Source organism: Streptomyces sp. NPDC018026, from assembly GCF_044327745.1.
In the GTDB taxonomy this organism is placed as follows: domain Bacteria; phylum Actinomycetota; class Actinomycetes; order Streptomycetales; family Streptomycetaceae; genus Streptomyces; species Streptomyces rubrogriseus.
Window position 1 is genome coordinate 143,546 of sequence record NZ_JBIRFY010000004.1, and the last position, 24,837, is coordinate 168,382.

General features: G+C 73.8%; 21 protein-coding genes. 9 read left to right on the forward strand and 12 right to left on the reverse strand.

Annotated elements, in window-relative coordinates; translation table 11 throughout:
* Nucleotide 1: 1 nt before the first annotated feature.
* Nucleotides 2–667, reverse strand: coding sequence for a DUF4097 family beta strand repeat-containing protein (locus ACH4D3_RS14640; protein ID WP_398321505.1), 666 nt, complete (start codon nucleotides 665–667; stop codon nucleotides 2–4).
* A gap of 231 nt (nucleotides 668–898) precedes the next feature.
* On the opposite strand from ACH4D3_RS14640, the gene ACH4D3_RS14645 reads away from it, so the two are divergent.
* Nucleotides 899–1,672, forward strand: a complete 774-nt coding sequence (locus ACH4D3_RS14645) for a helix-turn-helix domain-containing protein (RefSeq protein WP_398321508.1) — start codon at nucleotides 899–901, stop codon at nucleotides 1,670–1,672.
* On the opposite strand, the gene ACH4D3_RS14650 is transcribed toward ACH4D3_RS14645, so the two are convergent.
* Both ACH4D3_RS14650 and ACH4D3_RS14655 read right to left on the reverse strand, forming a co-directional pair.
* The gene (locus ACH4D3_RS14650; RefSeq protein WP_398321511.1) at nucleotides 1,629–2,885 is read right to left on the reverse strand and encodes a zf-HC2 domain-containing protein; all 1,257 of its coding nucleotides are present in this window, start codon (nucleotides 2,883–2,885) and stop codon (nucleotides 1,629–1,631) included. The genes ACH4D3_RS14645 and ACH4D3_RS14650 overlap by 44 nt on opposite strands.
* Nucleotides 2,882–3,475 (reverse strand): sigma-70 family RNA polymerase sigma factor, encoded by a 594-nt coding sequence (locus tag ACH4D3_RS14655; RefSeq protein ID WP_398321514.1) that lies wholly within the window; start codon nucleotides 3,473–3,475, stop codon nucleotides 2,882–2,884. Before ACH4D3_RS14655 ends, ACH4D3_RS14650 begins: the two co-directional genes overlap by 4 nt.
* Nucleotides 3,476–3,804: 329 nt before the next feature.
* On the opposite strand from ACH4D3_RS14655, the gene ACH4D3_RS14660 reads away from it, so the two are divergent.
* The 3 genes from ACH4D3_RS14660 to ACH4D3_RS14670 all read left to right on the forward strand — a co-directional run bounded on the left by ACH4D3_RS14660 (nucleotide 3,805) and on the right by ACH4D3_RS14670 (nucleotide 5,870).
* Entirely contained in the window at nucleotides 3,805–4,185 is a 381-nt protein-coding gene (locus tag ACH4D3_RS14660) for an STAS domain-containing protein (protein ID WP_003974572.1), read from the forward strand.
* Between the two features lie 139 nt (nucleotides 4,186–4,324).
* Entirely contained in the window at nucleotides 4,325–4,837 is a 513-nt protein-coding gene (calD, locus tag ACH4D3_RS14665) for a calcium binding protein CalD (protein ID WP_398321517.1), read from the forward strand.
* A 556-nt stretch (nucleotides 4,838–5,393) separates the two neighbouring features.
* The gene (locus ACH4D3_RS14670; RefSeq protein WP_398322726.1) at nucleotides 5,394–5,870 is read left to right on the forward strand and encodes an ATP-binding protein; all 477 of its coding nucleotides are present in this window, start codon (nucleotides 5,394–5,396) and stop codon (nucleotides 5,868–5,870) included.
* Nucleotides 5,871–6,205: 335 nt separating this feature from the next.
* Here ACH4D3_RS14670 and ACH4D3_RS14675 read toward each other — a convergent pair whose 3' ends face one another.
* Nucleotides 6,206–7,231 carry a GlxA family transcriptional regulator gene (locus ACH4D3_RS14675; protein WP_398321520.1) on the reverse strand — a complete coding sequence of 342 codons (1,026 nt, stop codon included), beginning with the start codon at nucleotides 7,229–7,231 and terminating at the stop codon, nucleotides 6,206–6,208.
* An 84-nt stretch (nucleotides 7,232–7,315) separates the two neighbouring features.
* On the opposite strand from ACH4D3_RS14675, the gene ACH4D3_RS14680 reads away from it, so the two are divergent.
* A complete protein-coding gene (locus ACH4D3_RS14680; protein WP_398321523.1) occupies nucleotides 7,316–8,641 on the forward strand; it encodes an MFS transporter in 1,326 nt (441 codons plus the stop codon).
* A 113-nt stretch (nucleotides 8,642–8,754) separates the two neighbouring features.
* Here the strand turns inward: ACH4D3_RS14680 and ACH4D3_RS14685 are convergent, their stop codons facing one another.
* Nucleotides 8,755–9,966, reverse strand: a complete 1,212-nt coding sequence (locus ACH4D3_RS14685) for a flavin-containing monooxygenase (RefSeq protein WP_398321526.1) — start codon at nucleotides 9,964–9,966, stop codon at nucleotides 8,755–8,757.
* 99 nt (nucleotides 9,967–10,065) lie between these two features.
* Here ACH4D3_RS14685 and ACH4D3_RS14690 point away from each other — a divergent pair, with 99 nt between their 5' ends.
* Nucleotides 10,066–10,683, forward strand: coding sequence for a GNAT family N-acetyltransferase (locus ACH4D3_RS14690; RefSeq protein WP_398321529.1), 618 nt, complete (start codon nucleotides 10,066–10,068; stop codon nucleotides 10,681–10,683).
* Nucleotides 10,684–10,690: 7 nt separating this feature from the next.
* Here ACH4D3_RS14690 and ACH4D3_RS14695 read toward each other — a convergent pair whose 3' ends face one another.
* From ACH4D3_RS14695 to ACH4D3_RS14705, 3 genes are all read right to left on the reverse strand, one after another.
* Complete coding sequence (locus tag ACH4D3_RS14695; protein WP_398321532.1) at nucleotides 10,691–11,359, reverse strand: pyridoxal 5'-phosphate synthase; 669 nt, start codon at nucleotides 11,357–11,359, stop codon at nucleotides 10,691–10,693.
* Nucleotides 11,360–11,372: 13 nt separating this feature from the next.
* Entirely contained in the window at nucleotides 11,373–11,798 is a 426-nt protein-coding gene (locus ACH4D3_RS14700; protein WP_398321535.1) for a pyridoxamine 5'-phosphate oxidase family protein, read from the reverse strand.
* Between the two features lie 314 nt (nucleotides 11,799–12,112).
* A complete protein-coding gene (locus ACH4D3_RS14705; RefSeq protein ID WP_398322729.1) occupies nucleotides 12,113–12,748 on the reverse strand; it encodes a TetR family transcriptional regulator in 636 nt (211 codons plus the stop codon).
* 134 nt (nucleotides 12,749–12,882) lie between these two features.
* Here ACH4D3_RS14705 and ACH4D3_RS14710 point away from each other — a divergent pair, with 134 nt between their 5' ends.
* Nucleotides 12,883–13,650, forward strand: coding sequence for a VOC family protein (locus ACH4D3_RS14710; protein ID WP_398321538.1), 768 nt, complete (start codon nucleotides 12,883–12,885; stop codon nucleotides 13,648–13,650).
* A 245-nt stretch (nucleotides 13,651–13,895) separates the two neighbouring features.
* A complete protein-coding gene (locus ACH4D3_RS14715; RefSeq protein ID WP_398321541.1) occupies nucleotides 13,896–16,304 on the forward strand; it encodes a PQQ-binding-like beta-propeller repeat protein in 2,409 nt (802 codons plus the stop codon).
* Nucleotides 16,305–16,457: 153 nt separating this feature from the next.
* Here ACH4D3_RS14715 and ACH4D3_RS14720 read toward each other — a convergent pair whose 3' ends face one another.
* The 4 genes from ACH4D3_RS14720 to ACH4D3_RS14735 all read right to left on the reverse strand — a co-directional run bounded on the left by ACH4D3_RS14720 (nucleotide 16,458) and on the right by ACH4D3_RS14735 (nucleotide 21,989).
* Entirely contained in the window at nucleotides 16,458–16,682 is a 225-nt protein-coding gene (locus ACH4D3_RS14720; protein ID WP_398321544.1) for a sigma-like protein, read from the reverse strand.
* A 204-nt stretch (nucleotides 16,683–16,886) separates the two neighbouring features.
* Entirely contained in the window at nucleotides 16,887–19,859 is a 2,973-nt protein-coding gene (locus tag ACH4D3_RS14725) for an AfsR/SARP family transcriptional regulator (protein WP_398321547.1), read from the reverse strand.
* A 102-nt stretch (nucleotides 19,860–19,961) separates the two neighbouring features.
* Entirely contained in the window at nucleotides 19,962–20,372 is a 411-nt protein-coding gene (locus ACH4D3_RS14730; RefSeq protein ID WP_398321550.1) for a nitroreductase family deazaflavin-dependent oxidoreductase, read from the reverse strand.
* Nucleotides 20,373–20,441: 69 nt separating this feature from the next.
* Nucleotides 20,442–21,989 (reverse strand): CehA/McbA family metallohydrolase, encoded by a 1,548-nt coding sequence (locus ACH4D3_RS14735; protein ID WP_398321553.1) that lies wholly within the window; start codon nucleotides 21,987–21,989, stop codon nucleotides 20,442–20,444.
* 188 nt (nucleotides 21,990–22,177) lie between these two features.
* Between ACH4D3_RS14735 and ACH4D3_RS14740 the strand changes: the two genes are divergently transcribed.
* Nucleotides 22,178–24,781 carry a bifunctional FO biosynthesis protein CofGH gene (locus tag ACH4D3_RS14740; RefSeq protein ID WP_398321556.1) on the forward strand — a complete coding sequence of 868 codons (2,604 nt, stop codon included), beginning with the start codon at nucleotides 22,178–22,180 and terminating at the stop codon, nucleotides 24,779–24,781.
* Nucleotides 24,782–24,837: the final 56 nt, after the last annotated feature.

Here is a 24,837-nt window from a genome sequence, read left to right on the forward strand (position 1 = left end):
CTCAGAGGCTGCGGGCGGTGATGTCGCCGTGGGCGGTGGTCGCGTGGATGGTCAGGCCGGGGGTGCCGGCGGTGTTCCTGAGCGCGTTGTGGACGCGGCCGTAGGAGGTGCCGGCGTCCAGGGAGGCGGAGACCCCGGCGGCGGCGCCCACCGAGAGGTCGCCGGACCCGGTGCGCAGCACGACCTCGCCGCGCACGGCCTCGGCGATCCGGATGTCGCCCTTCTCGGTGCGGATGTCCGCGGAGCCGTCCAGACGGCCGACCGAGATGTCACCGGCGGCGGTGGCGAGGCGGACGCTCGCGGCCTCGTCGAGCTTGACCGGGCCGTGCGCGCCCTCGAAGCCGACGTCGCCGAGCCGTCCGACGCCCCGGAGTTCGGCGGCTGCCGCCTTGGCCTCGACGCGGGAGCCGGCGGGCAGCCGGACCGTCACCTCGACGGCGCCGGAGGCGCCCATGAACTGGTGCCGCACCGGGGTCTCGATCCGCAGGACGCCGTCGCCGAACTCGACCCTGGTCTGCTCGGCCACCTTCACGTCGCGCCCCTTCGAGGCGTCCGCGGGCAGGACCTCGACCGTGGTGTCGGTCCGGTCGGCGGCGATGAACCGGATGCGGCCCGCCGGGACGTCGAGGAGGGCGGAGATCGGTGCGGGGGTGTCGAAGGTCTGCATGGTGGTCTCCCGGTTTCGTTGCCCGTCGTTCTTTCTGACATGAGAAACGCTACGTTGCGTTCAAGGATCACTCAAGAGACTTGTTGCGATGGAGTGGCAACTGTGCAGGTCAAGCAGACTATTTCGTTGCAACGGTTTGAAAAGCAATGCAACGTCAGCTCATCTGTCGTTGCAATGAAGTGGGAGTGAACGCTATAGTCGCAGGCATCACGGGACGCGAAGGAGATCACGATGCCGGGCGGCAGGCTCACTCAGCAGGAACGTCAGCAGATCGCGCTGGGGCTGGCCGACGGCCTCGCCTACGCGGAGATCGCCAGGCGCCTCGACCGCCCCACCTCGACGATCACGCGCGAGGTGATGCGCAACGGCGGTCCCACGGCGTACCGCGCCGACCTCGCCCACCGGGCCACCGAGCGCCGCGCCCACCGGCGCAGGCAGGCGGCTCCTCGGGGGCCGCAGGCGCTCCCGTCGGCCCACGGGCGGGACGCCGAGGCGGTGCGCGAGTACGAGGAGACGCTGACCACCGTCTTCATACAGCAGGGCACGCCGAAGATGATGGCCCGGGTGATGGCGTGCCTCTGCGTCAGCGACACCGGCAGCCTCACCGCGTCCGAACTCGTCCGGCACCTCCAGGTCAGCCCGGCGTCCGTCTCCAAGGCGGTCGCGTTCCTCGACGAGCAGGGCCTGGTCCGCCGGGAACGCGACGCCTCGCGCCGCGAGCGCTACGTCATCGACGACGACGTCTGGTACCAGTCCATGGTCGCCAGCGCCCGCGGGACCCTTCTGGTGGCCGAAACCGCGCGCCAGGGCGTCGGCGTCCTGGGCTCCGGCACCCCGGCGGCCGAGCGCCTGGAGAACATCGCCCGCTTCCTCGACTTCATCTCCGAGAGCATCGTCCGGGCCGCGGACCAGGCCCGCGAGGTCCTCCACACGGCGCCGACCGCTTCCCCGGAGGGCGCGGCTACATCCGGCTCAGATCGGCCGCCGCGAACAGGACGTCCCTGATCGCCTCCCGGTCCCCGACCTGGCCCGCCGCCGCCTCCGCCGGAGGCACATGGCCCGCCGCCAGCCGGCAGAACTCCACGCCGTCCAGGGCGACATGCGCCACCTCGTGGTCGGCGGAGCCGACCGCGCCGGGGGAGTCCAGCGGGATGAGCCACTCGCCGCCGCCCGAGCCCTCGATCTCCAGCCGCAGGCTGCGCCCCGGCCCGCCCGCGGCGACCAGGTGCGGACCGCCACCGGGCGTGGCCAGACCGGCCCGGCGGCGCGCCGCGAGGACGCCCGGCAGCATCCGGGCGGCGAGGTCGATCATGCCGTTGAGATGGCGCGCGGACGGCGGCTCGTAGGGATAGTCCACCGCCTCGGCGATGTCCTCCCCGTGCACCCAGCACTCGAACGCCCGGTCCAGCATCGCGTCCCGCAACGGCAGCTCGAAGTCGCCGTACGAGACCGGCATCCCGCCCGTGTCGCCGGTGAACGCCACCGTCCGGACGATGTCGTGGCTCTGCTCGCGCCAGGGCGCCCGCACCGCGCGGGTGGGCGGGTAGTGCGAGGCCCGCCAGTACGCCTCCGTGCGGGCGGCCGGCGTGCGGCCGGGCGCGGTGATGTCACCCAGCGGGTCGTCGAGGCCCAGGCCGGCGGCGACCGTGCCGTCCACCGTCAGCAGGTGCGCGATGACCCCGGCGACGGTCGTACGGCGGCTCGCGGGGCCGTCGTCCTCGAACCAGCGCAGCCGGACCGGGGCGTGCCACTCGGCGTCCCCGAAGTCCTGGAGCAGCGCGTCCAGGCGCGCGGTCTCGGCGTCGTAGGGCGTGGCCCACTCGGGCACCGGGATGCGGGGCGGACGCCGCTCCAGGCACCCGTCCAGGACCCGGGTGCGCAGGGCCGGGTCCAGGTCGAGGCTCTCCGGCCGCTGGAGCAGCGTGACGGCCTCGCGCAGGCGCAGCGCCTCTTCGGCGCAGCTCTCGCACTCCTCAAGGTGCTCCTCGACGGCCGCCGCCTCCTGCGCCGAGCAGGCGGCCAGCGCCCACGCGCCGAGCAGCGACGTCAGCACCTGGTGCTCCAGTGCGGCCGGCGCCGCCTCGGGCAGCGCCCGGCCGCCGTCCTCGACGGAGGCGCGGGGCAGCGGTATGCGTGCCCCGGTGCCGGTGCCCCCGTCGTCGCTCTCGTCGTTCTCGCCGTTTCCACCGTTCGCGCCGTTCTCGTCGTACGCCTTCATGCCGCACCCCCGTACCCGGGCGGAGCCCCCGGTGGGCGCTGGGCGGTGCCGGCGTCGTGGGCGGTGGACAGGAGCTGGAGACCCAGGCGGAGGCGGCGGCGGGCCTCGTCCTCCGTGACCCCGAGGTCGGCGGCGGTCTGGCGGTAGTCGCGGCGCTGGAAATAGGCCAGCTCCAGCGCGGCGCGCAGGGGAGCCGGCATGGACTGGACGATGTAGTCGGCCCGGGCGGCGACCGAGGCGTGCCGCACCTTGGTCTCCAGCTCCTCCGCGGTGCCCGGCCCGCCCCGCACGAGGGCCGCGGTCTCGGTGGCGCGCAGCCGCTGGACGGCGAAACGGTGGGTGAGGGTGGCGATCCAGGTGCGCAGCGGGCCCTGCCGGGGGTCGTAGGCGTCGGGGTGCTCCCAGACGTGCGCGAAGACGTCGCGCGTGATGTGGTCGGCGGCCCGCTCGTCGTCGAGCACGCGGTGCGCCAGGCCGTGCACCAGCGAGGCGAACCGGTCGTACAGCTCGCCCAGGGCGGCGGCCTCCCCGCGCGCGAGCCGCTGCTGCATCTTGCGGTCCCAGCGCAGCGGCACGTCCCTCTTCGCCATGCGGTCCCTCCGCCCCCTCCTCGGTCCCAGCCTGCGGCCACCCTCTCCCCGAATGTAGTCGGCACGTCCGACAGCGCACGCCCCTTTGTTCCAATGTGCGCCCCCGGGCGGCCGGAGGTGATATGCGCCTCCACTACCCTCTAACGTGCGACCAAAGTCGATCGAACAGGATCGAAACCGTCTGAAACAAGCCACTTCCGACCGGCTCCCGTTTCCGCCGCGGCGTTTGCGGGAACGGCCGGTGGGCAGGCGCGCCGCCAAGAAGCGTAGGCACGGCTTCCGTTTCGGGTGAATCCCGAAGGTTCCAGACGTTCCGACTAAGGAAGGGCATGGTGGTGACGTTCAACGTGACCGGCGGCGAGCGGGGCCAGTGGGCCGTGCTCCAGGTGTCGGGCGAACTGGACCTGGTGACGTCACCGGTGCTGCGGCAGCGCGTGCACGACGAGGTGGCGGAGGGGCGGCACAGCCTCGTCCTGGACCTCTCCGACGTCCTGTTCTGCGATTCCAGCGGGGTCGGCGTCCTCATCGCGTCCCGGCGGCTCATCCGCTCCTGCCAGGGCAGGCTGCGCCTGATACTGCCCGCCCAGGGCGCCGTCGACGGCTCCCACGTCAACCGGGTCCTCGGCGCGCTGGGAGTGCGCCGGCTCTTCGACTGCCACCCCGACCTCGCCTCGGCGACCGGGGACGAGCCGCGGCCCCTTTCCGCGTAGCCCGCGTAGCCCGCGCAGGCCGCGCAGACCGCATGCCACGCGGGACATCACGGCAAGTCCGGTCCGCGGCCGCGTCCGGCGACGTACGCTCCGGGCGAGACGTACCCCGAACACCGACGTGAGGCGGCCGGAGAGAACCATGGTCAACAGCGAGTACGAGCGCAGGATCGCCGCGCGGTTCACCACCTTCGACCAGGACGGCAACGGCCACATCGACCGTTCCGACTTCAGCGGGGTGGCCAAGGCGCTGCTCGCCGAGTTCGGCGTCGCCGCCCGCTCGGACAAGGGCCAGGCCCTGTACGGCGGTGCCGAGGCGCTCTGGCAGGGCCTGGCCGGCATCGCCGACCGGGACGGCGACCAGCGCATCACCCGCGAGGAGTTCGTCACCGGAGCGGTCAAGCGGCTGCGGGACAAGCCCGACCGGTTCGCCGAGATCGCCCGCCCCTTCCTGCACGCCGCCCTCGGCGTCGCCGACACCGACGGTGACGGGGCGGCCACGGTCGCGGACACCGCGCGGGCGCTGACCGCGTTCGGCGTGCCCGAGGACCTCGCCCGGCAGGCCGCCGCCGCGCTCGACACGGACGGCGACGGCAAGGTGGGGGAGGCGGAGATCGTCCCGGCCTTCGCCCGCTACTTCACGGTGCCCGAGTAGCGCGTACCCGAGCAGCGCGTACCCGAGTGACTCGTACCCGAGCAGCGCGTACCGGAGCGGCGCGTACCGCGGGCGGGCGCCCGCCCGGGTGTCGCGGATCGTGGCGGTACGGCATCACAGAGCGTTGATACCGGCTTGTGTCCGCCGAGTCGCCCGTTACGGCCCGGAGTCGGTGCCACGCTCCGGTACCTTGGGTGGGATGCGAGTGGTCCCGAGCGCCAGCCGTGCCGGAGTTGCCCCTGGGGCGGCTCCGGAACCGGCGGTGTGCGCCTTGCCCCGCAGGGCGGAACGGCCGTCGGCCGCCGCCTGTTCGACTCCCCGGAAAGCGCGTCGCACAGTATGCCGTACGCGTACTCCTTCGCGCTGGAATATGCCCGAAGCGCTTGTTGACGTGACTGTCCGTCAACCATGCTGTCCCACAAGGGATTCACGTTCCGTGAACCCTGCCCCGGCCGTTGTTCTGGCCATGCTGGAAATGGCTACGATCGTGGCCCTCATGAGGCGCGAGCCTTGGTGTCCGCCGGTTCGGATGGTGTGAGCGGTGCAGGTGCTTCAAGTGCAGCTGGAGGTCCGTCCAGACCCCTCGGAAGTGGGGCGCGCCCGGCGTTGGGCGCGTTCCCGCCTCGCCGGATCGGGGATACGGGCCGACGAACCACTCGCCGAGACGCTGGTTCTGCTCGTCTCCGAGCTCGTCACCAACGCCGTGGTGCACACCGGGCGTTCGGCGGTGCTGCGGCTGGTGCTGCCGGGCGCGGTGACCGAGGAGACCCAGGAGGCGACCGTCCGCCTAGAGGTGGACGACGCCAGCGACCGGGCCCCCGTGCCCCGTTGCGCGGGCGGCGAGTCGACGGGCGGCCGGGGCCTCGCCCTCGTGGACGGCCTCGCCGACCGCTGGGGCTGGAGCCGGGAGGGCACCGGCAAGCGCATCTGGTGCGAACTGGACCGGCGCGCCGCGGGCGAGGAGGCCCCGCCCGTGTGCGGGAGCGGCGATGGCGCGCTGGCGTACGAGGGATTCGCGTACGAAGTGGTGTGACGGCCGTGCGCCGGGGTGTGCTTCCGTGCGCGTCCCGGCGAAGCGGGATACAAGGGAGGAAAGCTCCCCTGCTGGTTGACGGATCGTGACCGTTTCCTCACGCTTGTAGCGACGATTCGCCGCGAGGGGACGCCGAGGGCCCGGTGACGGGGCCCTCGACGAGCGTGGGTCGTGTCGGCGGCGGTTCCCTCGGGGGCGACGGGAGCCGGGCGGGAGCGCCGGAGTCGGGTGGCGGCGCGCGATGCCGTGCTCGGGGCGGACAACGCCGCGCCGCCGGCCGACGGTTCCGGGACGGATCCCGCTCATGCGCCGGTCATTCCCTGCTCATTCCCCGCTCATTGTCCACAGGCTGTGGACAACTCCGCGCGGAAGGTCCGCCGGTACCCGGTCGGTGTGACCCCGAGCGCGGCCTGCAGATGCTGCCGCATCGACTGGGCGGTACCGAAACCCGCGTCCTGGGCGACCTGGTCGACCGAGAGCGCGGTGGACTCCAGCAGGTGCCGGGCCCGTTCGACGCGCTGCCGGGTGAGCCACTGGCCCGGACTGACCCCGACCTCCTCGCGGAAGCGGCGGGTGAAGGTGCGTACCGACATCGACTCCTGGGCGGCCATGTCCCGCAGCTGGATCGGCTCGTGCAGCCGGCCGAGCGCCCACGCGCGGGCCGCAGTCGTGGACGACTGCTGCGGATCGGGCACCGGCCGCGCGATGTACTGGGCCTGCCCGCCGTCCCGGTGCGGCGGTACGACAGTGCGGCGGGCCACGTCGTTGGCGACGGCGGTGCCGTGGTCCCGGCGCACGATGTGCACGCACAGGTCGATCCCGGCCGCGACCCCGGCCGAGGTGAGCACGTCGCCGTCGTCGACGAACAGCACGTCGGCGTCCACCCGCACCTTCGGGAACAGCCGCTGGAAGTGCTCGGCCGAGGCCCAGTGCGTGGTGGCCGGGCGGCCGTCCAGATACCCCGCCGCGGCCAGCACGAACCCGCCCGTGCAGATCGCGACGAGCCGGGTGCCGGGTCGCATGTGGGCCAGCGCGGCACGCAGCTCCCCGGTCAGCGCGCCCTCCTCGTAGACCGGGCCCAGCTCGTAGGAGGCGGGGACGACGACCGTGTCGGCGGTGGCCAGTGCCTCGGGGCCGTTCCCGACCAGGATCTCGAAGTCGGCGTCCGTGGCGACCGGGCCCGGTGGCCGGACCGAGCAGGTGACGACCTCGTACAGCGGGCGCCTGTGCTCGTCCCGGGCGAGGCCGAAGATGCGCGGGGCGATGCCCAGCTCGAAGGGGAGCAGGCCGTCGAGCGCGAGGACGACGACACGGTGCGGGCGGTCGGCGGCGCCGGGGGTGCTGCGGGTATCGGGGGCCATGACCCGATCTTATGGCCCGATCCTAGCGAATGGTGTCCTTCGGGCCACTCGCCCGCGTGGAGCCCGCTGCGGAGACTCGATGACGTGACCCAGACAACCGACGCCGACGCCGCCGCAGCCGCTTCCGAGGCACAGCCGGAGCCCACCCGACCGGGCCGCCGCACCCGGGCGCACCGCGCCTGGTGGGTCGCCGCCGTCACCTTCGTGACGATCATCGGGGCCGCCGCCTTCCGCTCCCTGCCCGGCATCCTCATCGACCCGCTCCACCAGGAGTTCGGCTGGTCGCGCGGCACGATCGGGGCCGCCGTCTCGGTCAACCTCGCGCTCTACGGGCTGACCGCCCCCTTCGCCGCCGCGCTGATGGACCGCTTCGGCATCCGGCGGGTGGTCGCCGTCGCCCTGATGGTGATCGCGCTCGGCTCCGGCCTGACCGTGTGGATGGACTCCGCCTGGCAGCTCATCCTGTGCTGGGGCCTGCTGGTCGGCCTCGGCTCCGGCTCGATGGCCCTGGCCTTCGCCGCCACCGTCACCAACCGCTGGTTCACCGAGCGGCGCGGCCTGGTCACCGGCGTCCTCACCGCGGCGTCCGCCTCCGGGCAGCTGATCTTCCTGCCGCTGCTGTCCTGGATCGTCGAGACGTACGACTGGCGCCCGGCGGCCGTCACCGTCGCCCTCGCCGCCCTGGCCGTCGTCCCCTTCGTCTGGCTCCTCCTGCACGACCACCCGGCCGACGTCGGCCAGAAGCCGTACGGCGCCCAGGAGTTCGTACCCAAGCCCGTCCCCGTGCCCGGCGCCGCCCGCCGCGCCCTGACGGTGCTGTTCTCCGCCGTGCGCACCGGCCCGTTCTGGCTGCTGGCCGGCACCTTCGCGATCTGCGGCGCCTCCACCAACGGCCTGATCCAGACCCACTTCGTGCCCGCCGCCCACGACCACGGCATGCCGATCACCGCCGCCGCCTCGCTGCTCGCCGTCATCGGCGTGTTCGACGTGGTCGGCACGATCGCCTCCGGCTGGTTCACCGACCGCTTCGAGCCGCGCCGCCTGCTCGCCGTGTACTACGCCCTGCGCGGCGTCTCCCTCCTCTTCCTCCCCATGCTGCTCGCGCCGAGCGTCCACCCGCCGATGATCTTCTTCATCGTCTTCTACGGCCTCGACTGGGTCGCCACCGTCCCGCCCACCCTCGCCCTGTGCCGCGAGCACTACGGCGAGGACAGCGCGATCGTCTTCGGCTGGGTGCTGGCCTCCCACCAGGTGGGCGCCGCCCTCGTCGCCTTCCTCGGCGGCGTGGCCCGCGACAGCTTCGGCTCCTACGACGTGGTCTGGATCGCCTCCGGCGCCCTGTGCGCGGCGGCGGCGCTGATGGCCCTGGTGATCCGGCGGCGCCCGGCTCCGGTGGCCGCGGCGGCCTGAGCCGGCCGTGGGGTGCGGGCATGGGGCGGGAGGGAGCGGTCGCCCGGACCGTTCGCGCTGTTCGCGCCGTTCTGCGCCCCGGACGCCGGTGACCCGCTGATCCTCACCCGGAGCTAGGGCCTGTCCGGCAGCCGCGACACTCTGCCCGCTGCCTTCTTCGCGACCGCCCCGGCGATTCGCTCCGCGTCGATCGCCAGCTCGCGGAGCATGCCGCTGATCGGGTTGGTGAAGCCGGTGAAGTACAGGCCGGGTGCGGCGGCCGGGGTGCGGCCCCCGTGGGCGACCGGCCGGCCGGTGCCGTCGAGGACGCCGAGGTGCCCGACCAGCCCCTCCAGGCCCCGCCGGTACCCCGTGGCCGCGATCACCGTGTCCGGGGCGATGCGGGTGCCGTCGGCCAGCAGCACCTTGCCGTCCTCGAAGCCGTCCATCGCGGCGACGACCTCCACCCGGCCGGAGCGCACCGCGTCGATCAGGCCCACGTCCTGCACCGGGATGGCACCCTCTGTCACCCGGCTGTAGAGCCCGGTGCCGGGGCGCGGCAGCCCCCGCGCCGACAGGTCCGGCACGCTGATCCGGGCGAGCGGCCGGGCCAGCCGGTCCACCAGGGCGACCGGCAGCCGCCTGCACAGCACACCGGTGTACTGGGCGGCCCACCCGGCGGTCGAGCGCCGGACGATGTGCGGCGCCGTGCGCACCGCGAGCCGGACCCGGGCGGCCCCGCCCTCCACCAGGTCCACGGCGATCTCGGCGCCGGTGTTGCCCACCCCGACCACCAGGACGTCGCGGCCGGCGTACGGGGCCGGGGCGCGGTACTCGGCGGCGTGCCGGAACTCGCCGGTGTACGTGTCCCGGCCGGGCCAGTCCGGGACACGCGGGGTGTGGTTGTAGCCGGTGGCGACCACCACCGCGGCGCCGGTCAGCTCCCGGCCCCCGGCGGCGTGCAGCAGCCAGCCGGTCCCGTCGGGCGCGGGCTCGACGCGGAAGACCTCGACGCCGGTGACGATCTCCAGCTGGTGGCACTCGGCGTACTTCTCCAGGTACCGCACCACGTCGTCCCGGGCCACCCACCGTCCGAAGCGGCGCGGGATCGGCAGGCCGGGCAGGGCCGACAGGCGGCGGGTGGTGTGCAGCCGCAGCCGGTCGTAGTGGCGCCGCCACGAGGAACCGACGTGGCCGGCCCGCTCCAGGACCACGGCCCGCAGTCCGCGGGCGCGCAGCGCCTGCGCGACGGCGAGACCGCCGGGACCGGCGCCTATGACGTACACGGGACGGTCCGCGGGGTGGGCGGGCCGCTGCGGTTCAGCGGACACTGTGGAGTCGGCCATGCGGCGAGCGTAATCGCGCCCCAGATTGATGGGTCTCGGTCAAGACCGGAATCGGTTGCGGATCGGTCACGACCGGGACGGGTCGGCTTGAATGGGTGGATGGCCCACACCCCGATGTACACCCTCGACCCCTCCCTCTCCCGAGTCGAACCGCGCGGACACGGCCTGCGCCTGGGCGCCTGGGACGCCGGCTCGGACGCCGACGCGCACGCCTGGCTGCGCGGCCACCTGGACCCCGACTTCCAGCGCTGGAACACGCCGCTGAAGCTGTGGACCGACCTCGCCGGGGCCCGCGAGTCGCTGCGCGGCCGGGCGCGGGACGCGGCGGACGGCAGGTCGGCGTCGTTCCGGATCGCCGACGACGAGAGCGGTACGACGCTGGGGCACATCGGCTTCGGCGAGATCAGCAGGCAGCTGCGGACGGCCAGGGTCGGCTACTGGGTGCTCCCCGAGGCCCGGGGCCGGGGCGTCGCCACCCGGGCGCTGCTGCTCGCCTCGCGCTGGGCCTACGCGGAACTCGGCCTGCACCGCCTGGAACTGGGCCACGCCACGGGCCACGACGCCTCCTGCCGGGTCGCCGAACGAAGCGGCTACGTCGCCGAGGGGACCCTGCGCCAGGCGATGTTCGAGGCCGGCCGGCACGACGCGTTCCGGGACGTGCACCTGCACGCCCGGCTGGCGACGGACGAGGAGCCGACGCCGCCCGGCGCGCGGTGAGCACGCGTCACGGCCACAGCATCCGCCGGTCCCAGCCGCCCTCCTCCGTGCGCCGGTAGGCCAGCCGGACGTGGCGGCGGCGGGCCTCGCCCTGGAAGAACTCCACCTCGTCGGGGCGCAGCCGGTACAGCGTCCAGGACGGGACCGGGGCGTCCGGTTCCCGCTCGGCCCGCTCCCAGGCCGCCCCGGAGGCGCGGGCCAGTTCGTCCGCCGAGCCCAGCTCCGCGCTCTGCCGGCCGGTCAGCGCGGCGGCCAGTGCGCCGGTCGACCGCGCGTGCAGATCGGCCCGCGCCTGATCGGCCGGGGCGACGGCGACCGGTCCGCGCAGCCGCACCTGGCGGCCCAGCACCGGCCAGTAGAAGACGAGCGCGGCATACGGGCGGGCGGCCAGGTGGCGGCCCTTGCGGCTGTCGGCGTGGGTGGCGAAGGCCCAGCCGTCCGCGTCCGCGCCGTGCAGCATCACGATGCGCGCGTCCGGCAGGCCCTCGTCGTCCGCCGTCGCCAGCGACACCGTGTGCGGCTCCCGTTCACCGGCCGCGACGGCCTCGGCGAACCACCGGGCGAACAGCTCCAGCGGGTCGCCGGGTGCTTCGGCCGGGTCGAGGGGCGGCAGTTCGGTGACCGCCGGGTCCCACACCCGCAGCGACCTCAGCAGTTCGTGCAGATCGGTTCCCATGCCTGCCCGGGTCTCACAGGGAGCCGAGGTCGGAGGAGACCCAGCGCTCGGGACGCATCCGGACCACGACCTGCTCACCGTGGTTGGCCGAGGCGAAGGCGATGTAGCCGTCGACCTTCTCCGCCGGGAGGTAGCGCGCGGAGATCTCCCGCAGGTGCTCCGCGGTCGCGGCGACGGTCTCGACGACCGGCCCTTCCACCGACACGTAGCGGATGGTGGGCTCCAGCCGGTCGACCATCAGCGAGAACCGGCCCGCCCTGCTGATCAGCCGGTTCTTGCGGCTGTCGAGGCCGGTCATGATCCACACCTCGCCGCCGGGCGCGTACTGGTACCAGATCGGCACGGTCAGCGGGCCGCGGCCCTCCCCCGCGTCGACCGCGAGCGCGGCGATGTGCGGCTCGGCCAGGAACGTCTCACGCTCTTCGCGTGTCAGGGCCACGGCGGTCTCCTCCAGCGGATGCGGATGCGGTTGTGGATGCGTGCGGATACGGATGCCGGACACAACGTCGGCCGGGTGGGCGGCTGTTCCCCCGGCCGGGGCCGTCACGGTGCTGAACTTCGAGGCGCTGGACGTCGTGCCGGTGCGGCCGAGGGGCCGGGGCACGGTCGCCGAGTTCGAGCGGTCGGCCGACAGGGGGCGAAAGGCTGGATGCGCGGAGGTGCGGAGGTGCGGATGCGCGGAGGTGCGGAGGTGCGGAGGTACGACGGGCGGCGACGCGGCGCAGCGGAGATGACAGGCTGCCGCGCGGCGTACTACTTGACGGGCTTCTTTCCGGTGATGCCGAGATACGTCAACAGGGCGAGATGGGGCTTGAGTTCAGCCTGTTTCACACCCCACGAGGAGAAGCCCTTCTGGTGCGAGGCGGCGGCCGCGAGCATGACGACCAGTGACCCGGCGATCGCCGCGGGGTTCACGTCCTTGTCGACCTTGCCCTTTGCCTGGAGATCGGCGACGGATTCCGTGAGGGGGGAATTCACCGAGTTAAGGATCTTCATGCGGATTTTGGCGAATCGCTTGTCGCCCTCCGCCGCACCGAGATCCACGACACGCAGAATGGCGTCGTTCTTCCGCCAGAACTCCAGGAATCCGTCGACGAGTTCCTGCGCCGTCTGCCAGCCGGCCTTGCCGACCCACGAGCGGCCCGCCGTCAGCTCGGCCAACGAGGAACTCTCGGCGGCCATGCGCTCGGCGATCTCCAGTACGGCGCCCTCGACGTCCGGGAAGTACTGGTAGAAGGTCGCGGGCGACGTGCCCGCCTTGCGGGCGACATCGATGACTTTGACATCGCGATAGGGGGAGGAGCTGAGCATTTCGCTGAGGCAGTCGAGCAGTTTCTGCCTGGTCGCCTGCCCACGCCGACCGGCCACGCGGCCGTCGACGGTACGCACTTGTCCTGTCATGCCGTCAGCTTACCGACGGGTGATCCGAGCGCGATTCGGCCGACTGCAAATGGGGTGCGGGACGGGAAAGTGACGGGTGTGCCTGGTCTGCGCGGTGCGGGTGACACGGTTACTTTGACGGCATGGCCGAAAACGGGGCATTCGAGAAGAGGCGGGAGGGCGTCCCCTGCTGGGTGGACGCCCAGCTCTCCGACGTGGCGGCGGGCAGGCGTTTCTACGGCGAGCTGTTCGGCTGGACCTTCCAGGAGGAAGGGGAGGAGGAGGGGGAGGCCGAGGGGAGCCCCTACCGTCCGGCGGGGGAGTTCGTACGGGCGTGCCTGGACGGGGAGCCGGTCGCCGCGCTGGTCCGCAAGACGGACGGCCGGATGCCCACCGTGTGGTCGGTGTACTTCCACACCCCGGACGCCGCGGCGCTCACGGCGCGGATCCGGGCGGGCGGCGGTCAGGTCGTCACCCCGCCGCACCCGCTCGGCGACCTGGGCACCGCCGCCCTCGCCGCCGACCCCGACGGTGCGGTCTTCGGGCTCTGGCAGCCGGGTCGCCGGGCCGGCTTCGGGCACCGGCGCGAGCCCGGCACGTTCGCCTGGGCCGAGCTGTACACCCGGGACACGGAGGCCGCCAACGCCTTCTACGGCGACCTGTTCCACGAGGCGCTCTTCGGCCCGGACGCGTCTCCCGACTTCGGCCGCGCCCGGGTCTCCGACGTCTTCCCCGCCGCGATGCCGCCGCACTTCCTCGTCCACTTCCAGGTCGAGGACGTGGACGCCGGGCTCGCGGCGGTGGCCCGGCTCGGCGGGCGGGTGCGGGTGCCGCCCTTCGGGACGTCGTACGGGCGGGTGGCCGTGGTCTCGGACGACCAGGGGGCGTCGTTCGCGCTGCTGCGACGCTGACCCGGCGGCCACGGCGGCCACGGCGGCCACGGCGGCCACGGCGCGGAATGGGGCCGGGAACGGTATCGCGGGGGTTCTTTGCCCGGAATCAGGCAAGACACCCCGATTGTCGCCAGGTTCGCCACCAGCGCCTCGGACAGGAAGAATCGGGGTGCGTGGCGCCACGCAGGTGCGGTGGTGAGACGCTGCACTTCGGTCGCGTACATATGTGGGTGGCGCGGCCCGTACGGGGAGGTGGCAGGCAAGTGGTGGATCAGCTGACACAGCACGATCCGCGGCGGATCGGGCCGTTCGAGGTGCTGGGGCGGCTCGGCGCCGGCGGCATGGGGCTGGTCTATCTCGCGCGCTCGGCGTCCGGGCGGCGCGTGGCGATCAAGACGGTGCGCACGGAACTGGCGGAGGACCAGCTGTTCCGCGTCCGCTTCACCCGCGAGGTGGAGGCGGCCCGCGCGGTCTCGGGCTTCTACACGGCGGCCGTGGTCGACGCCGACCCGCGCGCCGCCGTGCCCTGGCTGGCCACGGCCTACGTACCCGCACCCTCCCTCGAGGAGATAGTGAACGAGTGCGGGCCGATGCCGGCCCAGGCGGTGCGCTGGCTGGCGGCCGGCGTCGCGGAGGCGCTCCAGTCGATCCACGGCGCGGGCCTGGTCCACCGCGACCTGAAGCCCTCCAACGTCCTCGTCGTCGAGGACGGCCCCCGTGTGATCGACTTCGGTATCGCGTCCGGCGTTTCGAACACCCGTCTGACCATGACGAACGTGGCCGTCGGCACCCCCGCCTACATGTCCCCGGAGCAGGCGAAGGACTCCCGCAGCGTCACCGGGGCCAGCGACGTGTTCTCGCTCGGCTCGATGCTGGTCTTCGCCGCCACCGGACACCCGCCCTTCCACGGCGCCAACCCGGTCGAGACGGTCTTCATGCTGCTGCGCGAGGGCCCCGACCTGGAGGGCCTGCCGGACGAGCTGCGGCCGCTCATCGAGTCCTGCATGCAGATGGAGGCCACCGGCCGCCCCAACCCGGCCGACCTCCAGGCCCAGCTCGCCCCGCACCTCTTCGGCTCCGGCTCGGACGACAGCGGTACGGCGTCGGCGTGGCTGCCCGAGCGGGCGGTGGGCCTGATCGAGGGGCGGCGCAACGGCCGCCCCGCGGCCAAGCCCGCCACCACGGCCGGCGGCCGCGGCCACGGCCACGGTCCGTCCGGCGCCCGCGCCCCGGTCCACGCGCCCCCGCTGCCGCCCCCGCCCGCGCACGACCCCGTCGTACCGGCGCCGCCCCCGCACGTCCCGGCGGTGCCCGCTCCGGTCGGCGCCCCCGACGGCGGGCCGGTCCGGCTGCCCGGCGCGGCGGTGCCCATCGGGCCCGGCCCGCGCGTCGCCGACATGCGCGCCGCCGCCGTCGCCGCGCCCCCGCCGGAGTCCGCCCTCGCCGCGTCCTGGTCCCGCCCGCGCCCCGGCGTCAACGGCGCCGACCCCGCCGTACCGGCCCCGTCGTCGGTGGCGGCCCCCTCCCCGGAGGCCTCGCCGGCCGGGTGGCGCCCCTGGCGGTTCCGCATGTCCAACGACGTCTGGGGCACGCCGCGGGTCGCCGAGGACCTGGTCTACGTCACCTCCTTCGAGGTGCACGCGCTGGACGTGGCCACCGGACGCCGCCGCTTCAAGACCCGGGACGTCGCCTGGTCGATGGCGGTCGCGGACGGCCGTATCCACGCCTCCGACGGACCCACCCTCTTCGCCCTGGACGCCCGGGAGGGCACCGACCTCTGGCGCGTGCAGACCGACGCCTGGGTGTACTCGCTCCAGGCCGACCGCGGCACCGTCCTCACCGCCACCCGCGGCGGCGGCGTCCAGGCCTGGGAGGCGTCGGCCGGCCAGAAGCTGTGGGAGGTCACCGGCGCGCAGACCGACTTCGAGTCCGCCGAGGCGGGCGCCGCGCTGCACGACGGCACGGCCTACGTCTGGCAGGACGCCCGCCTGCGCGCCCTGGACGCCCGTACCGGCGACGAGAGGTGGTCGTACCCGATCGGCGACGCGGCCTCCTGCGGCGGCGTCCCGGTCCGCCTCACCCAGGCGCCCGACGGCTACGTGTACGTCGCGGCCGGCACCCGGGTGCTTGCCCTGGAGGTCGCCTCCGGCCACGTCCGCTGGCACTTCGAGGCCCCGGCGGTCTTCCTCGCCCCGCCCACCTTCGTGCCGGGCCCGGCGGTGACCGGCGGCGGCGTCTACCTGGCCGACTACCTCGGCACCGTCTACGCCCTCGACGCCACCGACGGCCGCGACCGCTGGCGCATCGCGACCGAGGCCCGCTCCTCGACCGACCCGGTCCTGGTCGCCGCCGGCCACGTCCACGTGGGCAGCGGCAAGGGCCTTTACACCCTGGACGCGGTCACCGGCACGCCCAAGTGGCGCTTCCAGGCGGGCGGCGACATCGTGGGCGCGCCCGCGGTCGCCGAGGGCCGTATCCACTTCGGCTCGTCCGACCACCTGCTCTACACGCTGAAGGCCGACGACGGCCGTCTGCGCTGGAAGCTCGCCACCGGCGGCGAGATCACCGGCTCCCCGGTGGTCCGGGACGGCATCGTGTACGCGTGCAGCAAGGACCGCTGCGTCTACGCCCTGGACGCGGAGAAGGGCACGGGGACGGCCCGTACGGCGTGACGCGGTACGGGCAGCGGCGGCAGCGGCGGGGTGGACGACGCCGTCCTGAAGCACCCGTCGCCGGAGCCGGTCTCCTGGCCCCCCCGGACACACGTCGGCCGCGGCGGCTTCCCCTCCGCGCCGCCGCGGCCGATCCCCGTGCGGGAAAAGGGTCTACTTGCCGTCGCCGTCCAGGTCCAGGGCGGGCGGGGCCGGCATGGGGTTCTCCATCGTCCTGACGTCGGGCTTGGCCGGTCCGCTGGGCATGGGGTTCTCCAGCGTGGTGACGGCCCCGTCCTTCGGCGGCGCGGGCATGGGGTTCTCGAGCGTCGTGATGGTCTCGTCGGTGGCCGCCTCGCCCGTGGCCGTGGTCTTTGTGTCCTTCTGGTTCTCGCTCATGGGCTTGGTCCCTCCGCTGTAACGACATGTGGCGAACGCCCGCCCGGGGGCTCCCCCGTGGGCCGCCGGACGGGCGTTCGGAGCCGCACCATAACTGGTCGCGCTCCGTGTCAGACCGTCTGCCCCCCGACGCGACGGTGTGACGGGTACGACAATGCCGGGGGGCGATAAACGAATGCTGAACGCCCGTCGTACGCAGGCGGTTCAGGCGGCGGAAGCGGGCCTGAGCAGGGCCCTCGCCTCCCTCGCCTCCTCGGCGCCCTCCTGCTCGTACAGCCGCAGTGCCTTGCTCCAGCAGGCCTTGGCCCGGTCCGTCTGCTCCAGGCCGGACAGGGCCCGGCCCAGCAGGGTCAGGACGTTGCCCTGCATCCGGTCGCCGCCGATGCAGCCGAGCGCGAGGGCCTGTTCGGCGTGCTGGGCCGCCTGTGCGGGACGCTGCGCCGCGAGGTGGACCTCGGCGATGCGGTAGTTCGTCGTGCCCTCCCACAGCCGCTGCCGGTGCGCGGTGAAGATCGTCAGGGCCTCGGAGAAGTGTCCGAGGGCCTCCGTGTGCCGGTCGGCCCGGTTGAGGGCGATGCCCAGCGCGTAGTGGCTGTTGGCGAGGCGCACGGTCCTGCCGAACTCGGCGTGTGCGTCCAGCCCCCGCCTCGCGAAGTCGACGGCCTGCGCGACGTCGCCGGCCCCCAGGTGGGCCCGCGAGAGGTTGCACAGGGCCGTCGCCTCCGGGGGACGGTTGGCCAGGGCCCGGTATCCGTCGATGGCCCGCTCGAAGAACGGCTTGCTGTCGTTGTGCCGCCCCTGGTGCAGGCAGATGAGGCCTAGGCTGTTGGCGACCCAGCTCACCGCGACGGCGTCGTCGACCGACTCCGCGAGCCGCATGGCCAGCCGGGACTCCTCCTCCGCCTGGGGGATGCGGCCGCTCACCAGCAGGACGTCGGTGAGCACCGTCCGTGCCCGCCCCTCGGCCAGGGGGTCGCCTGCCGCGCGGGTGGCCTCGCACATCCCCCTGGCGGTCGTCTCGTACTGGTGGGAGTTGGCACCGGACTCGGTGAGGTCCTTGGCGGCCCACAGGAGGTCGACGGCGCGCCGCAGCCGGGACGACTCGGCCGCCTGGCGCACGCACGCCAGCAGCGGCGCGGCCTCGGAGTACAGCCAGTCGAGCGCCGCCGATCCCTCGGTGAACGTCAGCCCGGGGTACTCCGTCGGCTCCAGGCCGTCCACCAGCCGGTCCCCGGGCCGCTCGATCGCGTACACCCCCGCCGCCGTCGCCAGGTAGAAGTCCAGCAGCCGCGACAGCGCCGCCCCCCGCTCGCTCGGCCGGTCCCCGTCCCGCTCCGCGCACGCACGCGCGTAGAGGCGGACCAGGTCGTGGAAGCGGTACCGGCCCGGGGCCGCCGATTCGAGCAGCGAGGTGTCGACGAGGGACTCAAGGAGGTCCTCCGTGTCCTCCGACGGGAGGTCCAGCACGGCCGCCGCGGCGGCGAGGGAGATGTCCGGGCCGTCGGCCAGGCCCAGCAGCCGGAAGGCGCGGGCCTGGGCCGGTTCCAGCTGGCCGTAGCCCAGTTCGAAGGTGGCCTCGACGGCCTGGTCGCCGGCCTGCAGCTCGTCCAGTCGGCGTCGTTCGTCCGCGAGCTTCGCGGCCAGCACCGAGACCGTCCAGGTGCGGCGGGCGGCCAGCCGGGACGCGGCGATCCGGATGGCCAGCGGCAGGAAACCGCACGCGCCGACCACGTCGAGCGCCGCCTGCCGCTCCGAGCCGACCCGCTCCTCGCCCACGATCTTCGTGAAGAGGGCCAGCGCCTCCTCGGGCGACATCACGTCCAGGTCGACGAGGTGCGCACCGGCCAGGTCCACCATCCGCACCCGTGCCGTCACCAGCGCCGCGCAGCCGTCCGTGCCGGGCAGCAGGGGCCGCACCTGGGCGGCGTCGCGGGCGTTGTCCAGCAGGACCAGGACACGGCGGCCGTCCAGGACGGAGCGGTAGAGGGCGGCGCGATCCTCCAGGGAGTCCGGGATGGCCGAGTCGGCCGTGCCCAGGGCCCGCAGGAAGGAGCCGAGCACCGTCTCCGGCTCCGCGGGCCGGGCGCCCGCGCCCTGGAGGTCGACGTACAGCTGCCCGTCCGGGAAGGCGGCCCGAGCCCGGTGGGCGACGTGCACGGCGAGGGTCGTCTTGCCGACGCCGCCGATGCCGGCCAGCGCCGAGACCGCCATCACGCGGCCCGACGCCGACTCCCCGGACGCGGCGGACAGTACGTCGCTCAGCTCCCGGACGAAAGCCGCGCGGCCGGTGAAGTCGGGCACGGTCGCGGGGAGTTGCGCCGGGCGTACCGGGGCTGTCGCGGTCTCCGCGGTGGCCGCCGAGGGCTCGGCCAGGGCCGGGTCGGCGCGGAGGATGCGCTGCTGGAGTTCCTGAAGGCCGGGGCGCGGGTCGACGCCCAGCTCGTCGGCGAGCAGCCGGCGCGTGTCCGCGTAGACGGCGAGGGCCTCCGCCTGGCGGCCGCTGCGGTACAGGGCCAGCATCAGCAGCTCGCGCAGGCGTTCGCGCAGCGGGTGCGCCGCGGTCAGCGCCGTCAGTTCCGAGACCGCCTCGGCGTGACAGCCCTGGTCGAGGTCCATGTCGAGGCGCGTTTCGAGGAGTTGGAGCCGCCATTCGCCGAGGCGGACGCGCTGCGTCTCCGCGTACGGTCCGGGCACGCCGGCCAGCACCTCGCCGTCCCACAGGGCCAGCGCCCGGCGCAGCAGGTCACGGGCGTGGCACAGGTCCCCGGCGCTCCTGGCCTTCTCGGCCTCCGCGGCCAGGTCCTGGGCCCGCGCCAGGTCCAACGCCCCCTCGGCGAGGCCCCGCACGGCGTATCCGCCCGACTCGCTGACCAGCACCCCGGGGTCGAGGGCCTTCCGCAGCCGGGACGCGTACGTCCGCACCGCCGCCAGCGCCTGCGACGGCGGTTCCTCGCCCCACAGGGCGTCGATCAGCTCGCCCGCCGTGGCCGTACGGCCCTCGCGCAGCAGCAGGGCGGCCAGCAGCGCGCGCTGCTGCGGGGAGCCGGTGGCCAGCGTCTCCCCGTCCCGCCAGGCGCGCACCGGCCCCAGCACGCCGAAGCGCAGCGCGCCCGATTCCTCCTCTTCCGCCGGGAATCCGGGACGCCGCTGCTCCGGAACCCGCGGTCCACCGTCCATGCCGTCCCCCTAGACATCCTGAGCAACCACGTCAGTTTGCCTTGTTCATGCCGACCACGTCAGCCGTGGGAGACGCCGATCACAGGTTCTTCATCAGGTTCTTTACCCTTGCCCCTCCAACTCCACCCGTACCGTGAGCAGCCCCGTCCCGACGCCCATCGCCCGCACCGCCATGCTGTTGAAGCGGGGGAGGCGGCGCAGGCGGGCGAGCGGGTCGTCGTCGGGCAGGAGGTGGGCCGTCCCCGGGTGCCAGCGGCCCCGGATGCGCACCCGCACCCGCGGGTCGGCCCGGATGTTGCGGACGTACTGCGAGCGCTCGCCGAACTCCGAGACCAGCCAGAAGGAGTCGCCCTCCCAGCGGCCGCCCACCGGTGTGCGGCGGGGGAGACCGGAGACGCGGCCGGTGGTCTCCAGCAGGGTCTGGCCGGGCAGCCGGCGCACGACGGCGTTCAGCCTGCGCTGGAAGGCCGTGACGGTCCGGTACTTCCGTTCGGGGTTCGGCGGGTTCGGCATCGTGGGTCCGCGCTCCGTCTCGCTCGGGGGCTCCGCGGTCGGTCCCGGAGCCCGGTGGCCCTTTGGAGACTAACTCCCCAGGAAGACGGGATTGGTGAACGCCGCCAGCGCCCCCGGCAGCGGGCCCGCCGCCGCCTCGTGCCGCACCTCCGCCCGTACGTAGGCCGCGTACGAGGCGGTCGTGCGCCACTCCACCGTGCCCGCGCCGGACACCGGCAGCGGATCGCCGGTGAACAGCACGCCCTGGTCCGTGACGAGGCGCACCGTGCAGCGCGGGGCGCCCGTCACCTCCAGGCGGACGGTGACCGGGGTGTCGTCCGCGACGCGCAGCCGCTCGCCGATCCCGGCGTGTTCGCCCCGGCCGCCGGACGCGGTGAGGGACAGGGACACCTTCGACGACTCGGCCACGTACGACCGGCCCGCCCGGATGCCCTCCTGGATCGCCTCGCGGGTCAGGTCGTCGGCGAGGACGACGGTCTGCGGGCGGCCGATCACGTCGGGGGAGCGGTGCGAGTCGCTGCTGCCCATCGCCGGGAGCCAGTCCCGCCGCCCGTCGCGCGCCGAGGCGACCAGCATGCCGTCCCAGTCGGCCAGCGCCACCTCGTCGTCGGGCGTGTAGGCGCCGTTCCACACCTCGACCGCGTCCGCCTCCCCGAACCCGAACTTCCAGTTGCAGCCGATGCAGGTGGCGTGCGGGTGGGCCGGCACGACCAGGCCGCCGGCCCGGCGGATCTGCCGGGCGAACCGGCCGAAGCGGTTGTCGCGGGCCCGGTAGCGCCAGTCGACGAAGGTGCCGGGATCGGTGCCGAGGGCGACGACGTGGCCGTTGCGGGTCGTCACCTCTTCGCCCAGCATGATCAGCAGGTCGTCCCCGGCGTGCTCGGCCCAGTGCGCGTGCGCGGAGTGCGTGTTGTGCTCGGAGGAGTTGATGAAGTCCAGGCCCGCCGCCCGCGCCAGCTCCGCGATCTCGGCGAGGGTGTAGCGGCCGTCGGAGTACTCGGAGTGCAGGTGGCAGTCGCCCCGGTACCAGGCCCGGCCCCGCCCCCTGGCCCGCTCGGGCGGGTACACCGGCCGCGGCGCCTCGTCCTGCTCGCCGTGGGTCAGCGTGACCGTGAGCTCGTAGGACAGCCCCTCGGGGGCCACCGTGTACGGGCCGAGCGCGATGTGCCAGGTACCCGCGCGCACCGGCCCCGGGACGTAGCCCGGCGTGGCGGCGTCCGCGCGGACGAAGAACTCGGTGCGCGCCCCGCCCGACCAGCCGCGGAAGCCCCGGCCGCCCAGGTCGGTGCCGCGTTCGTCGAAGAGGCCGATGTCGAGCGCGTTGCCCTGGGTGCCGGCCGGGACGGTGGGACGGTCGTAGGTGTAGGCGACGTGGATCTCGCGCACTCCCCGGGGGACTTCGACCGGGACGTACACGAAGTCGGGGGAGCCGGGCGGCAGGGTGCCGCGCACGGTCCTGGTCCGCGGGCCCGTACCGCCCGCCGCTGAAGCGAAGCTCACGGTCGACAACGTAAGCGCGGCGGCGGCTCCCGTCACGAACACCGCGCGTCTGCCGATCCCGGTCCGGTCGTGCTCGTGCTCCTGCTCGTGGTCGTGCCCGTGGTTGTCCTCGCACATGCTGCTGCTCCCCAGGTGTCGTCGATGACATGGCATGGGTGGTGCAGGGGTTGGTGCGTGCAACCCTCGTATTGAGCCGTGAACTGCGGGGCAAGGGAAGGGGGGAGGCGGATGGAGGACCGGAAACCGCGCGGTGGGTCACCGGGACGGGACAGCCGTGCTGATCACGCCGCTCGTATGCTCGAAGGATGACGACTTCCGCGACCTCCGGAACCGGACCCGCCGACCCCGCAGGGCCCACCGAGAACTCCATGCGTCGCGCCCTCAAACGCGCCCGGGACGGCGTCGCCCTCGACGCGGCCGAGGCCGCCGTGCTGCTCCAGGCGCGCGGCGCGCACCTCGACGCCCTCACCGCGTCCGCCGCCCGGGTCCGGGACGCGGGCCTGGCGGCCGCCGGGCGGCCCGGCGTCATCACGTACTCCAAGAGCGTCTTCGTTCCGCTGACCCGGCTGTGCCGGGACAAGTGCCACTACTGCACCTTCGTCACCGTCCCCGGCAAGCTGCGCCGGGCGGGCCACGGGATGTTCATGTCCCCGGACGAGGTGCTCGACATCGCGCGCAAGGGCGCCGCCCTCGGCTGCAAGGAAGCCCTCATCACCCTCGGCGACAAGCCCGAGGACCGCTGGCCGGAGGCCCGGGAGTGGCTGGACGCGCACGGCTACGACGACACGATCGCCTACGTCCGCGCCATCTCGATCCGCATCCTGGAGGAGACGGGCCTCCTCCCGCACCTCAACCCCGGCGTCATGACCTGGACGGACTTCCAGCGGCTCAAGCCCGTCGCACCCTCCATGGGCATGATGCTGGAGACCACCGCGACCCGCCTGTGGTCCGAGCCCGGCGGCCCGCACCACGGCTCGCCCGACAAGGAGCCCGCCGTACGCCTGCGCGTCCTGGAGGACGCCGGGCGCTCCTCGGTGCCCTTCACCTCCGGCATCCTCATCGGCATCGGCGAGACGTACGAGGAGCGGGCCGAGTCGCTCTTCGCGCTGCGCCGCGTCTCCCGCTCCTACCACGGCATCCAGGAACTGATCATCCAGAACTTCCGCGCCAAGCCCGACACGGCGATGCGCGGCATGCCGGACGCCGAACTGGACGAGCTGGTCGCCACGGTCGCCGTCGCCCGGCACATCATGGGCCCCTCCGCCTGCCTCCAGGCCCCGCCGAACCTGGTGGACGCGGAGTACGAGCGGCTGATCGGCGCGGGCATCGACGACTGGGGCGGCGTCTCCCCGCTCACCATCGACCACGTGAACCCCGAGCGCCCCTGGCCGCAGATCGACGAACTCGCCGCGAAGTCCCGGACGGCCGGCTTCGAGCTGCGCGAACGGCTGTGCGTATACCCGGAGTTCGTGCGGCGCGGCGAGCCCTGGCTCGACCCCCGCCTGCGCCCGCACGTGGCGGCGCTCGCCGACCCGGTCACGGGGCTGGCCCGCGAGGACGCGGTGGTCGAGGGGCACGCCTGGCAGGAGCCGGACGAGGCGTTCACCGCGAGCGGCCGCACCGACCTGCACGCCACCATCGACACCGAGGGCCGTACCTCGGACCGCCGCGACGACTTCGACGAGGTGTACGGCGACTGGGGCGCCCTGCGCGAGGCCGCCGCCCCCGGCATGGTCCCCGAGCGCATCGACACCGACGTGCGGGCCGCGCTGTCGACGGCGGCCGACGACCCCACGCGGCTCACGGACGACGAGGCGCTCGCCCTGCTGCACGCCGACGGCCCGGCGCTGGACGCCCTGTGCAAGGTGGCCGACGACCTGCGCAGGTCGGTGGTCGGCGACGACGTGACGTACATCGTCACCCGCAACATCAACTTCACCAACGTCTGCTACACCGGCTGCCGTTTCTGCGCCTTCGCCCAGCGCCGCACGGACGCCGACGCCTACACGCTCTCCCTGGACCAGGTCGCCGACCGCGCCCAGCAGGCGTGGGAGGTGGGCGCGGTGGAGGTCTGCATGCAGGGCGGCATCCACCCCGACCTGCCCGGCACGGCGTACTTCGACATCGCGCGGGCGGTGAAGGCCCGCGTTCCGGGCATGCACGTGCACGCCTTCTCGCCGATGGAGGTCGTCAACGGCGCCACCCGCACGGGGATGTCGATCCGCGAGTGGCTGACCGCGGCGAAGGAGGCGGGGCTCGACTCGATCCCGGGCACGGCGGCGGAGATCCTCGACGACGAGGTCCGCTGGATCCTCACCAAGGGCAAGCTGCCGGCGGCCACCTGGATCGAGGTGATCGAGACGGCCCACGAGCTGGGCATCCGCTCCTCCTCGACGATGATGTACGGCCACGTCGACCAGCCCCGCCACTGGCTGGGCCACCTGCGCACGCTCGCCGGGATCCAGCAGCGCACGGGCGGCTTCACGGAGTTCGTGACGCTCCCCTTCATCCACACCAACGCGCCGGTGTACCTGGCGGGCATCGCGCGGCCCGGACCCACCCTCCGGGACAACCGCGCGGTGACCGCGATGGCCCGCCTCCTCCTGCACCCGCACATCCCCAACATCCAGACAAGCTGGGTGAAACTGGGCACGGAGGGTGCGGCGGAGATGCTCCGCTCCGGCGCCAACGACATCGGCGGCACCCTCATGGAGGAGACGATCTCCCGCATGGCGGGCTCGTCCTACGGGTCGTACAAGTCGGTCAAGGACCTGATCGCGGTCGCGGACGCGGCGGGCCGCCCGGCGAAGCCGCGCACCACCCTCTACGGCCCGGTCCCCGAGGAGCGGCAGCGGGCGGCGCGGGACTCGGACGGGCACCTGCCGGAGCTGCTGCCGGTCCTGGACTGAGGGTCGCGGGCGCGCAGTACGATGATCGGGCCCCCGGTGTGTCGTGCCGGGGTTCT